Below are 12181 nucleotides of genomic sequence, written 5' to 3'. Positions count from 1 at the left end.
TGTGGTCGGTGCACCATACGGGCGGCAGCGGGAAGGGCAATGGGCCGCGGTATGTTGACCTGCCCGGCGGAGGAGAGGGAAACGGGAGACAAGTGCCGGGTAAGGGGCGTTAAATGCGCTAACTTTGTTAATATACCACGGGGACGGTCAGGCAGCAATGCGAAGGCGGTGGGAAACGGGCGGCCCCAAACGCAAAAAGGGTCGGGACAATCGTCCCAACCCTTTGAAACTTGCGTGTATTTTTATAGGATGGTACCCCCAGCAAGAATTGAACTTGCGCACATGGATTAGGAATCCAATGCTCTATCCACTGAGCTATGGGGGCACTAATCTATATAGAGACGCTGACCCGGATAGATGGTGCTTCCTGAAGTCAGGTTATTCAGGTCAAGCAATCTCGCGACTGAGATATTATGTTTTGTGGCAATTGTAAAGGGATTATCACCGCGTTTGACATAATAGACGGATTTTTTTGCCTGGCGGGCCTTGGGCGAAGCCGGGCTGGGCAGTTTGAGGACCTGGCCCACGGTGAGGGTGTTGCTGGAGAGACGGTTGGTCTCCTTGAGCGCCGTGGGGGTTGTGCCGTACTTTCTGGCAATGAGCCAGAGGGACTCGCCCTTGCGCACCACATGCTTGGTGGGGCGCTTGGCGTTGGGGATGGCGGTGTTGGCGTAATATCCCTTGGTGGTGTAGCCCCGCTGGGGGATTTTGATCTTCTTTCCGGCCACAATGATGTGGCGGTTGGAGAGGCCGTTGGCCCTTGAGATGGCCTTTACCGAGGTGCCGTATCGCTTGGCCAGGGTGGAGAGGGTGTCCCCTGGGCGGACCTTGTGGTAGACGAAGGCGCGCTGGGGCGGCAGGGAGACCCTCAGGGAGCTCATGGCGGTGAGGGTGGCCTTGCTTTTGCCCACGGGAACCCGGAGGCTGTAGCTCTCCTTGGGAAGGATGCCGTAGCGCAGCTCGGGGTTGAGGCGCTTGAGGGTGGCGTAGGGGGCGCCGATGGCCTTGGCCACATCCGCGAGTTTTACCTGCTTTTTGACGGTCACGGTGTCAAACGTGGGCGGCGTGTTCAACGTGACGGTGTGGAAGCCGTACTTCTCAAGGTTGTTGACGATGTGGATCGTGGCAATGAACTTGGGCACGTAGCGGGCCGTCTCCGAGGGAAGCCGGGAGTAGAGGTCCCAGAAGTTGTCCAGGTAGTTGAGGTTCTGGCGGCGGATGATCTTCAGCACCCGGCCCTCGCCGCAGTTATACGCCGCAAGGACCGTGGACCAGTCCCCGAAGAGCTTGTGCAGCCTGTCGAGGTAGGCGATGGCGGCGTCCGTGGATTTTTCCGGGTCCAGGCGCTCGTCCACGAAGGTGGTGCGCTTGAGGCCGTACATGTACCCCGTGGACGGGACGAACTGCCAGAGACCCAGGGCCCGGGCAGAAGAGAGGGCCTTGACCTTGTACCCGCTCTCCACCAGGGGCAGCCAGGAGAGTTCGGCAGGCAGGCCGGCTTCCTGGAGTTTTTTGACCATCATGGGCCGGTACTGCCCGGATCGTTTCAGGGATTCGGCAAAGAAGCGGCGGTCCTTTTTGGTGAAGATGTCGATCTCCCGCTGCACCTGCTGGTTGATGGTGATGGGGATGGCGTTGCGCGTAAAGGAGGTGGTGGTGGCCCGGGAGGTGTAAATCTCAAGGATCCGGCGTGAGATGGTGAACCGGAGGTCCTCCTTCTGCTGGAGAAGCAGGGGATCGTTGCCTGTGTCGACCTTGAGAATCAGGCCGTAGGCCTCGTCAAGGCTGGAGAGGGCCCCGTCCATGTCGCCCTTTTCCCAGAATGACTGGGCCGCCTTGCAGTACTCGATGGCATGGTCGAAGAGGGGGAGCTCTTCCTGGGCTTCTTCAGGCAATTCCAGGGAGATATTGCGCCGGTTGGTGGCGAAGTTGAAATCCGTGGGCTCGGGCGCTGTTTTTTCTATGCCTATATAAGGATAGCGTGGCGCCTTGGTATTGAGGGGGGCCGTCGGCGTTGTGCATGCGGTGGTGAGCAGCACGAAGGCGCATGTGATAAGGGAGGTCTTTTTCATAGGGTTTTGGCTCTTATATGGCTGTAAGTTGTTGTTATCTGAATACAGGGGAATTACAGGCTTGGGCAGGAGGTGTCAAGTGATTTGGGTGGAAGCCCGGTGAGCGGCTCCGGGCAGACGAAGAAAAAAGGAGACGGCAGCGGGAAAAAAGGGGAGGCAAATTTAAGGGGATAAAAAACCAATTGTATGGTAATATCCGACAATTAGGTCCGAAGATGTCCGGTGGGCATGCTGGTTTTTTGCAAAATCGCATTTGTGGGAGAAATACGGAGCTTTTGGGCGATAAATTGGGCTTTGAGGCTAATATTTCCATCTAATCACCTATAATCGGCATTGATAAATTATGGCCTCATGGGTAAAAAGGCTTCGTTCTTTGACGACGGCAGTCTTCAAATCGAGCCGGCATAGCTCAGTTGGCAGAGCGTCTCACTTGTAATGAGATGGTCCTCCGTTCGATTCGGGGTGCCGGCTCCAAAAAGAACATGTTCCAAAAATGGTGGGGTTCCCGAGTGGTCAAAGGGATCAGACTGTAAATCTGACGGCTCAGCCTTCGGAGGTTCAAATCCTCCCCCCACCACCATCCCGGAAAAGCAAGCCGGGTGTAGGAGGCCAAATGGCCGCGACTACACGGCTGCCTGCATAAAACTTGCTTCCGGTGTTTTACACCGGTTAGGTCGGCGGGAGTAGCTCAGTTGGTAGAGCTTCAGCCTTCCAAGCTGAATGTCGCGAGTTCGAATCTCGTCTCCCGCTCCATTTGGCTATTGCCCGGCCGCATAATCAGCGATTTAGCCCATGTAGCTCAGTTGGTAGAGCGCATCCTTGGTAAGGATGAGGTTCATCAGTTCGACTCTGATCATGGGCTCCACGCTGATTTGTGTTTAGCCTTCTGATATTGCGGCAGGTGTAAGTAAGCAAGTCACACCATATTATATTAAGAACACAATTTGGGTAAAGCACCAAACGTACAGGGAGGTAGTTGACATGGCAAAGGAAAAATTCGAGCGGTCCAAGCCGCATGTGAACGTCGGTACCATCGGTCACATTGACCATGGCAAGACTACGCTGACCGCTGCGATCACCAAGCAGAACGCACTCCGTGCCGCAGGTATAATTTGCTATCGCTTTCGATGAGATTGACAAGGCTCCTGAAGAGAAAGAGCGCGGAATCACCATTGCCACCGCACACGTGGAGTATGAGACCCCCAATCGTCACTATGCTCATGTTGACTGCCCCGGCCACGCCGACTACATTAAGAACATGATCACCGGTGCTGCTCAGATGGACGGCGCAATCCTGGTTGTTTCCGCTGATGACGGCCCCATGCCCCAGACCCGTGAGCACATCCTGCTCGCCCGTCAGGTTGGCGTTCCCCGCATTGTGGTCTTCCTTAATAAATGCGACATGGTCGACGACGAAGAGCTCATTGAGCTCGTTGAGATGGAGCTCCAGGAGCTTCTCTCCAAATACGATTTCCCCGGCGACGACACCCCCATCATCCGCGGCAGCGCCCTGCGCGCCCTGGAAGCCGACAGCCACGAAGACGACGCTGCTCAGTGCATCTTCGAGCTCATGGATGCTTGTGACAGCTTCATCCCCGAGCCCGAGCGTGACACCGACAAGGATTTCCTCATGCCCATCGAGGACGTCTTCTCTATCTCCGGCCGAGGTACCGTTGTTACCGGTCGTATTGAGCGCGGTGTGATCCACACCGGCGACGAAGTGGAACTCGTGGGTATCCGTCCCACCGCCAAGACCGTATGTACCGGTGTTGAGATGTTCCGCAAGCTTCTCGACGAAGGCATGGCCGGTGACAACGTAGGCCTGCTTCTCCGCGGCACCAAGCGTGACGAGGTCGAGCGCGGCCAGGTTGTGGCCAAGCCCGGGACCATCACTCCCCACACCAAGTTCAAGGCAGAGATCTACGTTCTCTCCAAGGAAGAAGGCGGACGTCATACTCCTTTCTTCTCCGGCTACCGTCCCCAGTTCTTCTTCCGTACCACGGACGTGACCGGTATCCTGAACCTGCCTGAGGGTGTTGAGATGATCATGCCCGGCGATAACACCGCCATCATTGCTGAACTGATCAGCCCCATCGCCATGGAAAAAGAGCTTCGTTTCGCGATTCGCGAAGGCGGCCGTACCGTCGGTGCCGGGGTTGTATCCGAAATCATCGAATAGATCGAGGAGCCGATAAGTGCGAACTCTAGTGACTCTCGCCTGCACCGAGTGCAAAAGGCGAAACTACACCACGACAAAAAACAAGCGTACGACGCCTGACAAGCTTGAATTCAAGAAGTACTGTCCCTTCTGCAAGAAGCATCTTGCTCACAAGGAGACGAAGTAATCAGGTCCATAGCCGGGGTGGGTCCCACCGAATTCACCCCGGTCGCTTGAAAAAGGTTTACCTTGCAGGTCAGTAGCTCCAATTGGTAGAGCGTCGGTCTCCAAAACCGAATGTTGGGGGTTCGAGTCCCTCCTGACCTGCCACAAACCTTGATTAGAGGGGCTCCCTGGGACCTCCCTATCGACAGATACAGAAGGAGAGGTATGGGTCGTATACAGCGCAAAAAGACAGAGAGCCAGAAACTGAAGCAAAAGGAGAAGCAAAAGCTTCGAAGGGAATCACAAGCTGACGTTCTGGCGGACCAAGGGCCCTCGTCAAAGAAGTTACCTGATCAGAAAAAGCAGATTCAGACCAAGGCTCATTATTCGGTGAAGACGACCGGAATCAATAATGAGCCTGGTTTGATTGAGAAGGTGAAAACTTTCTTTAACGAGGTGAAATTAGAGACAAAAAAGGTTGTATGGCCTGAAAAGAAACAGACGATTGCCTCCACCTCGGTGGTCATTGTCCTCGTGATTCTCATCTCATCCTTTCTGGGCTTGGTCGATGTGGGTTTAAAGGGCCTAATCAGTCTCGTTCTTCACTAAAACCGAGGAGATAGTTCAGTGGCTCTAAAATGGTATGTGGTTCACGTATACTCGGGCTTTGAAAATAAGGTCAAAGCTGCCCTGGAAGAGCGGATAACCGCATCACCCTTCAAGGAGAAATTTGAGGAGATCGTTGTTCCCACGGAGCAGGTCGTTGAGCTGGTCAAGGGGAAGCGGCGTGAGTCTTCAAGAAAATTCTACCCGGGCTACATCCTTGTCCGAATGGAGCTGAACGACAATACCTGGCACATCGTCAACAACACCGCGAAAGTTACCGGTTTTCTTGGGGGAAGGAACAGGCCTGCGCCGATCTCGGATGACGAGGCCGAAAAGATCCTGAACCGCATGGAGGCGGGCAAAGAGAAGCCTCAACCGAAATTTCTATTTGAAACTGGCGACGAGATTCGCGTAATCGACGGGCCCTTCACGAATTTCAACGGCACGGTAGAAGAAGTCAATCCTGAAAAGGGAAAGATCAAAGTGCTGGTGAGTATCTTTGGACGTGCTACGCCAGTTGAACTGGACTTTGTTCAGGTAACGAAGTTATAGCATTCACTATCGGGAGTAAGTAAGTACAATGGCAAAAAAAGTTATTGGACAGATAAAATTACAGGTAAAGGCCGGCAAAGCCAACCCCTCACCACCCATTGGTCCTGCGCTTGGTCAGCATGGTGTGAACATCATGGACTTCTGCAAGGCGTTCAACGCACGAACCGCCAAGGAAGAGCCTGACATGATCATCCCGGTGGTGATTACCGTTTTTGCCGACAGGACGTTCAAGTTCATCACCAAGACCCCTCCGGCATCGGTGCTTCTGAAAAAAGCAGCCAAGCTTCAGAAGGGCTCTAGCGATCCCCTTCGCAACAGGGTCGCAAAAATTACCATGGATCAGGTGGAAGAGATCGCCAAGATCAAGATGGAAGACCTCAACGCCAACGATCTCGAGGCTGCAAGCAAGATCATTGCAGGCACAGCCCGAAGCATGGGAATTGACGTCGTCTAATTGGATTTAGATAAGGAGCAATAGGGTACGATGCCAAAGCGTGGTAAAAAATACATAGAAGCTGGGAAAGATGTAACTCCCCTGCAGAAGTTTGAACTGGCTGAAGCCGTGGGGGCTGCTGTTTCCAACGCATACGCCAAGTTTGACGAAACCGTGGACGTGGCCATCCGTCTCGGGGTCGATCCCCGTCATGCGGATCAGATGGTGCGCGGCACCTGCATCCTTCCCCACGGCCTCGGTAAAGAGGTGAAGGTCCTTGTGTTCTGCAAGGGCGAAAAAGAGAAAGAGGCACTGGACGCCGGTGCTGATTTCGCAGGAAGCCAGGATCTCGTTGAAAAGATCCAGGGCGGCTGGTTCGAGTTCGACAAGGCCATTGCCACCCCCGACATGATGGGCGTGGTCGGCAAGATCGGTCGCGTTCTCGGTCCCCGTGGCCTGATGCCCAACGCCAAGACCGGCACCGTCACCTTTGACGTGGCCAAGGCCGTTGAAGAGCTCAAGGCCGGTAAGATCGACTTCCGCGTGGAGAAGGCAGGGATCATCCATGCCCCCATCGGAAAGGTCTCCTTCGGTGCTGAAAAACTCACCGAAAACCTGACCGCACTTCTTGAGGTGCTCATCAAGCTCAAGCCTTCCGCAGCCAAAGGCGCCTACTTCAAGAGCCTCACTGTTTCCTCTACCATGGGACACGGCTACCGGGTCGATCCCACCGCTCTGAAAGAAGTTGCAAAATAGATCTTGCCTTTGATCTGCTCAAGGTATATACTATATCGATTTTTTCATTTGGGCATAACCCGCCTGCCGCACTTGGTGCGGCAAGGCCCGGGTTCTATATATGTCACAGACAGTAGGTGCACACGTTAGGTTCACCGTGTTTAATCGGCGAGGCCGGCCTACCGAGACACTCGTTTTGGTACAGTTGGCACCTCATGTAGAAAAATCTGCTTAAAGGAGGTGTGAAAGAATTGAATCTGGATAAGAAAAAGGCTGTTGTAGATAGCCTGCACGAAAAGCTTGCGAAGTCCGCCATCGTCATCTCGACGGATTACAAGGGACTGGACGTGGCTACCGTGACCAAGCTCCGAGCCGAACTGACCAAGGTCGGCGTCGAGTTCCACGTGGCCAAAAACACCCTGCTTCGGCGCGCTTCCGAAGAGACAGACGCAGCGCTTATTACCGACTCCTTCAAGGGCCCCACGGCCATCGCCATCAGTTTTGATGATCCGGTGGCTCCTGCCAAGATCCTCTCCAAGTTCGTCGAAGAGAACGAGAAGATGCAGATCAAGGCAGCCGTCATGGAAGGCAAGACCCTGGATTTGAATGGCCTCAAGGCGCTCTCCGAGCTGCCTTCACGCGAGGTTCTCCTCTCCCAGGTACTCTCCGCCATGAATGCGGTGCCCACTGGTATGGTACGCGTTCTTGCAGAAGTCCCCCGACAGATGGTCAACGTCCTTTCGGCCATCAAGGATCAGAAGGAAGCGGCGTAATTTGCGCGGGTTTCCGTTTACGACACAATCGATACACTAGAACAAGATAAGTTTTTCTGGAGGTTATAAAACAATGGCTGATATTACCAAAGACGACGTAATTGAGTTTATCGCAAACATGACTGTTCTCGAGCTTTCCGAGCTCGTTAAGGAACTTGAAGATAAATTTGGTGTTTCTGCTGCCGCTCCCGTAGCCATGATGGCTGCTGGCCCTGCAGGCGATGCAGGCGGTGCTGCTGAAGAGAAGACTGAGTTCGACGTCATCCTCACTTCTGCCGGCGACAAGAAGATCAACGTGATCAAAGAGATCCGCGCCATCACCGGCCTCGGTCTCAAAGAAGCCAAGGCTCTCGTTGACGAAGCTCCCAAGCCCGTTAAAGAAGGCATCGCCAAAGACGAAGCAGAAAAAGTCAAGGCTCAGCTCGAAGAAGCTGGCGCTCAGGTTGAACTTAAGTAATCAAACGCTTAATTAGCCTACCATACCCAATTACTATCACCTTTGCGGATGAAAGGCGGGCACTTGTGCCTGCCTTTTAATCCGCTAATCCTGTTTCTGCAGTCTCAACAAAAAATTTGGAGATGATATGACTGGAAGCCCCTTGGCGAAAAAGCGATTAAGGAAGAATTTCGGAGGGAAGCATAAAATCGCTGAGATTCCTGATCTTATCGGTATGCAGCGAGATTCTTACAACCGTTTTCTGCAGATGGATGTTCCGCCTGAGAAGAGGGAGGATATAGGTCTCCAGGCAGTCTTCAAGTCCGTTTACCCCATCAAGGACTTTACAGGTAGCGCTTCCCTTGAGTACGTATCGTATTCCTTCGGTGAGATCAAGCACTCCATGGAGGAGTGTATCCAGCGTGGGATGACGTATGAGATCTCCCTTCGGATTCGCGTTCGCCTCGTCGTCTACGACATTGATAAGGACGCCGGTATCTCCAATATCCGGGACATCAAAGAGCAGGAGATCTATTTCGGCACCATCCCCCTGATGACCAAGCGGGGAACCTTTATCATCAACGGCACCGAGCGTGTCGTGGTGAGCCAGCTCCACCGATCCTCCGGTGTCTTTTTTGACCACGACAAAGGCAAGACCCACTCCAGCGGCAAGATTATCTATTCGGCACGGATCATCCCCGTGCGTGGTTCCTGGATCGACATGGAAGTCGACCCCAAGGATATCGTTTACATTCGCATCGACCGCCGCAGGAAGTTTCCCGTTACCGTACTGTTCAAGGCCTTTGGATACACCAACGAAGACCTGCTGACCTATTTCTATGCCAAAGAGAAGATTCTCCTGGAAGGCGGCGTGTTCAAGCGCGTCTTCAACGAGGACTTCCTCAAGGGCCAGCGTGCCAGCGAGGACATCACGGATCCCGAATCCGGTGAAGTCATCGTCAAGCAGGGCCGCCTGTTCACCAAGCGTGCCATCAAGCAGCTCAAGGCCCTGGGCACCGAGACCCTGCCCATCAGCCCCGACGACATCCAGCAGCGTGGCCTGGCCACCCGACTGGTGGACCCCAAGACCGGTGATGTGGTTGCCATGGCAGGGGACCTGGTGGACGAGGAGGTGCTCGAGCGCATTTCCGAATCCAACGTAACGGGCTTCGAACTCCTCTATCAGGACACGGCCTACTCTTCGGATGCCATCCGCAAGACCATCGTGGCCGATAAGGTGAACACCAAGGAAGAGGCCCTGGTAGAGATCTACCGCCGTCTCCGTCCCGGCAACCCGGCTACCCCCGAGGTCGCCCAGGAGTTCATCGATCACCTCTTCTTTAAAGAGGCATACTACGACCTGTCAGGTGTGGGCCGACTCAAGATGAATCACCGTCTGGGCCTCAACACCGATATCAATATCAAGACCCTGCGCCGTGAGGACATCCTCCTCACCGCCAAGACCCTGGTCCAGCTCCGCGACACCCAGGGTGTGGTGGACGACATCGACCACCTGGGCAACCGACGCGTCCGCGCCGTGGGCGAGCTCCTGGAGAACCAGTACCGCATCGGCCTGGTCCGCATGGAGCGTGCCATCAAAGAGCGCATGAGCATGCAGGAAGTAGACGCCCTCATGCCCCACGACCTGGTGAACCCCAAGCCGGTGTCCGCCGTGGTCAAGGAGTTCTTCGGCACCAGCCAGCTCTCCCAGTTCATGGACCAGACCAACCCCCTGTCGGAGACCACCCACAAGCGTCGTCTCTCGGCCCTGGGACCCGGCGGTCTGACCCGTGAGCGCGCAGGCTTTGAAGTGCGAGACGTGCACCCGTCCCACTACGGCCGTATCTGCCCCATTGAGACCCCTGAAGGCCCCAACATCGGCCTCATCGTCTCCTTGTGTACATATGCCCGCGTCAACGACTTCGGGTTTATCGAGACCCCGTACCGTGTGGTCAACGACGCCCATGTCACCAACGATGTTCGCATGCTCAGCGCCTTCGAGGAGAAGGCCCTGCCCATCGCCCAGGCCAACGCGCCCATGGACGACAACAACGACTATGTGAACCCCCTGGTGACCTCCCGCGTGGAAGGGGAATTCGAGATGGTTGAGCGCGAAGAGATCGAGCTCATGGACATCTCCCCCAACCAGCTGGTGAGCGTCTCGGCGTCGCTTATTCCCTTCCTGGAAAACGACGACGCCAACCGAGCCCTCATGGGCTCCAACATGATGCGCCAGGCCGTGCCCCTGACCCAGAGCCGCGCGCCCCTGGTGGGCACCGGCGTTGAGGGCGTTGTGGCCCGTGACTCCGGCGTGGCCATTGTGGCCGAGGCCGACGCCACCGTGGTGGAGGTGGACTCCGAGCGCATCGTGCTCCAGCACGATGTGGACATGGAGAAGCCCGGGTTCAACCCGGTGACCATCTACAACCTCTCCAAGTTCATTCGCTCCAACCAGAACACCTGCTTCAACCACCGACCCATCGTGGTCAACGGTCAGAAGGTGAAAAAGGGCGAGGTCCTGGCCGACGGCCCCTCCACCGAGAAGGGCGAACTGGCCCTGGGCCAGAACGTCACCGTGGCCTTCATGCCCTGGGGCGGTTACAACTTTGAGGACTCCATCCTCGTCTCCGAAGCCATTGTCCGTGACGGGGTGTACACCAGCATCCACATTGAAGAGTTCGAGGTGGTGGCCCGTGACACCAAGCTGGGCAAGGAAGAGATCACCCGGGACATCCCCAACGTCGGGGAAGAGGCCCTGAAAGATCTGGACGACAGCGGAATCATCCGCCTGGGCGCCGAGGTCAACCCCGGGGACATCCTCGTGGGCAAGATCACGCCCAAGGGCGAAACCCAGCTCTCCCCCGAGGAGAAGCTGCTCCGCGCCATCTTTGGTGAGAAGGCAGGGGACGTCAAGGACACCTCTCTGCGGGTTCCCCCCGGTGTCACCGGCACCGTGGTGGACGCCAAGGTCTTCTCCCGACGCGGCGTGGACAAGGACGACCGTACCCGTCACATCGAGGACGACGAGATCGCAGGCTTTGAAAAAGATCGCAACGACAAGATCGAGGTGATCGAAAAAACAGCCCGCGAGATGATCGAAGCCATGGTGGTGGGCAAGAGCTGCCCCACCCCCTTGCGCAAGGCCAAGAAGGTCGTGATCCCGGCCGACACCGTCATCACCGACGAGATGTTCGCCGAGGTCTCCCTCTCTCAGCTGGAGGGGATCATCCTGGACGATGACACCGTCACCGAGCGGGTCAACGAGATCCTGGACCGCAAGAACGAAGAGATCGAAAAGATCAAGAAGACCTTTGAAGATCAGGTGGTGCGCTACGAGAAGGGGGACGACCTCCCTCCGGGCGTCATCAAAATGATCAAGGTCTACGTCGCCATGAAGCGCATGCTCTCCGTGGGTGACAAGATGGCGGGCCGCCACGGGAACAAGGGTGTTGTCTCTCGCGTCCTTCCCCAGGAAGACCTGCCGTACTTTGAAGACGGCACCATGGTGGACATGATCCTGAACCCCCTGGGCGTTCCTTCGCGAATGAACGTGGGGCAGATTCTGGAGATTCACCTGGGTCGAGCCGCCAAGGGCCTCGGCAACCAGATTGCCGACCTCATCGACGCCAAGAAGGCAGAAGACCTGCGAACCAAGCTCAAGCGGATCTTCACCGGCGAGGCGGACCACGAGATGATGGACAGCCTTGAAGGCGACGACATCTATACCTTTGCTGAAAACTATCGACGCGGGGTCCACATGGCCACCCCGGTCTTTGATGGCGCCGAAGAAGAACATGGGGCGGCCTCGACAGGCGGAGTACAAAACCTCCGGCCAGGCCCGTCTGTTCGACGGCCGGACCGGCGAGCCTTTCGACGGTGAGGTGACGGTCGGCACCATGTATATGCTCAAGCTCCACCACCTGGTGGACGACAAGCTCCACGCCCGATCCATTGGTCCCTACTCCCTTGTGACCCAGCAGCCCCTGGGCGGCAAGGCGCAGTTTGGTGGCCAGCGTCTCGGGGAGATGGAGGTCTGGGCCATGGAAGCGTATGGTGCGTCCCATGCGCTCCAGGAGTTCATTACGGTCAAGTCCGACGACATGGCCGGTCGTACCCGAATGTACGAAAAGATCGTGAAGGGACAGGCCGTTCTCGAGCCGGGAATGCCCGAATCCTTCCGCGTTCTTACCAAAGAACTGCAGAGCCTCGGACTGGACGTAACCTTAATCGAAGGCACTAACTAAGGAGCAG

10 protein-coding genes, 6 tRNA genes and 1 pseudogene are annotated in these 12181 nt (G+C 56.0%); 15 read left to right on the top strand and 2 right to left on the bottom strand.

Features of this window, described 5'->3' with window-relative positions; all coding sequences use genetic code 11:
* Positions 1-250: 250 nt before the first annotated feature.
* Both ACOYW2_RS23705 and ACOYW2_RS23700 read right to left on the bottom strand, forming a co-directional pair.
* A tRNA-Arg gene (locus ACOYW2_RS23705) sits at positions 251-325 on the bottom strand.
* Position 326: 1 nt separating this feature from the next.
* Complete coding sequence (locus tag ACOYW2_RS23700) at positions 327-2072, bottom strand: LysM peptidoglycan-binding domain-containing protein (protein WP_482418319.1); 1746 nt, start codon at positions 2070-2072, stop codon at positions 327-329.
* 398 nt (positions 2073-2470) lie between these two features.
* Between ACOYW2_RS23700 and ACOYW2_RS23695 the strand changes: the two genes are divergently transcribed.
* The 15 genes and pseudogenes from ACOYW2_RS23695 to ACOYW2_RS23625 all read left to right on the top strand — a co-directional run bounded on the left by ACOYW2_RS23695 (position 2471) and on the right by ACOYW2_RS23625 (position 12174).
* Positions 2471-2546: transfer RNA gene (locus tag ACOYW2_RS23695), tRNA-Thr, on the top strand.
* Positions 2547-2567: 21 nt separating this feature from the next.
* Positions 2568-2652, top strand: a tRNA-Tyr gene (locus ACOYW2_RS23690).
* Between the two features lie 97 nt (positions 2653-2749).
* Positions 2750-2825: transfer RNA gene (locus ACOYW2_RS23685), tRNA-Gly, on the top strand.
* 35 nt (positions 2826-2860) lie between these two features.
* A tRNA-Thr gene (locus ACOYW2_RS23680) sits at positions 2861-2937 on the top strand.
* 116 nt (positions 2938-3053) lie between these two features.
* A pseudogene (gene tuf / locus ACOYW2_RS23675) lies at positions 3054-4251 on the top strand (elongation factor Tu).
* 16 nt (positions 4252-4267) lie between these two features.
* A complete protein-coding gene (gene rpmG, locus ACOYW2_RS23670) occupies positions 4268-4417 on the top strand; it encodes a 50S ribosomal protein L33 (RefSeq protein WP_092214426.1) in 150 nt (49 codons plus the stop codon).
* Between the two features lie 66 nt (positions 4418-4483).
* Positions 4484-4560: transfer RNA gene (locus ACOYW2_RS23665), tRNA-Trp, on the top strand.
* 60 nt (positions 4561-4620) lie between these two features.
* A complete protein-coding gene (gene secE, locus ACOYW2_RS23660; RefSeq protein WP_180137675.1) occupies positions 4621-5004 on the top strand; it encodes a preprotein translocase subunit SecE in 384 nt (127 codons plus the stop codon).
* Between the two features lie 18 nt (positions 5005-5022).
* Positions 5023-5553 (top strand): transcription termination/antitermination protein NusG, encoded by a 531-nt coding sequence (gene nusG, locus ACOYW2_RS23655; RefSeq protein ID WP_180137674.1) that lies wholly within the window; start codon positions 5023-5025, stop codon positions 5551-5553.
* A gap of 28 nt (positions 5554-5581) precedes the next feature.
* Positions 5582-6007, top strand: a complete 426-nt coding sequence (gene rplK, locus ACOYW2_RS23650; protein WP_180137673.1) for a 50S ribosomal protein L11 — start codon at positions 5582-5584, stop codon at positions 6005-6007.
* 30 nt (positions 6008-6037) lie between these two features.
* Positions 6038-6742, top strand: a complete 705-nt coding sequence (gene rplA / locus ACOYW2_RS23645; RefSeq protein WP_482418317.1) for a 50S ribosomal protein L1 — start codon at positions 6038-6040, stop codon at positions 6740-6742.
* A 221-nt stretch (positions 6743-6963) separates the two neighbouring features.
* Positions 6964-7494 carry a 50S ribosomal protein L10 gene (rplJ, locus tag ACOYW2_RS23640; RefSeq protein ID WP_482418316.1) on the top strand — a complete coding sequence of 177 codons (531 nt, stop codon included), beginning with the start codon at positions 6964-6966 and terminating at the stop codon, positions 7492-7494.
* 73 nt (positions 7495-7567) lie between these two features.
* Positions 7568-7951 (top strand): 50S ribosomal protein L7/L12, encoded by a 384-nt coding sequence (gene rplL, locus ACOYW2_RS23635; protein ID WP_218950963.1) that lies wholly within the window; start codon positions 7568-7570, stop codon positions 7949-7951.
* A 127-nt stretch (positions 7952-8078) separates the two neighbouring features.
* Positions 8079-11810, top strand: a complete 3732-nt coding sequence (rpoB, locus tag ACOYW2_RS23630) for a DNA-directed RNA polymerase subunit beta (RefSeq protein ID WP_482768180.1) — start codon at positions 8079-8081, stop codon at positions 11808-11810.
* The gene (locus ACOYW2_RS23625) at positions 11725-12174 is read left to right on the top strand and encodes a DNA-directed RNA polymerase subunit beta (RefSeq protein WP_482768179.1); all 450 of its coding nucleotides are present in this window, start codon (positions 11725-11727) and stop codon (positions 12172-12174) included. The genes rpoB and ACOYW2_RS23625 overlap by 86 nt, the downstream gene beginning before the upstream one ends.
* Positions 12175-12181: the final 7 nt, after the last annotated feature.

It is taken from the genome of Desulfoluna sp. CLI2B, assembly GCF_056847375.1.
The sequence above is the reverse complement of the archived record's forward strand: the minus strand, read 5'-3'. Positions and strand labels throughout refer to the sequence as shown.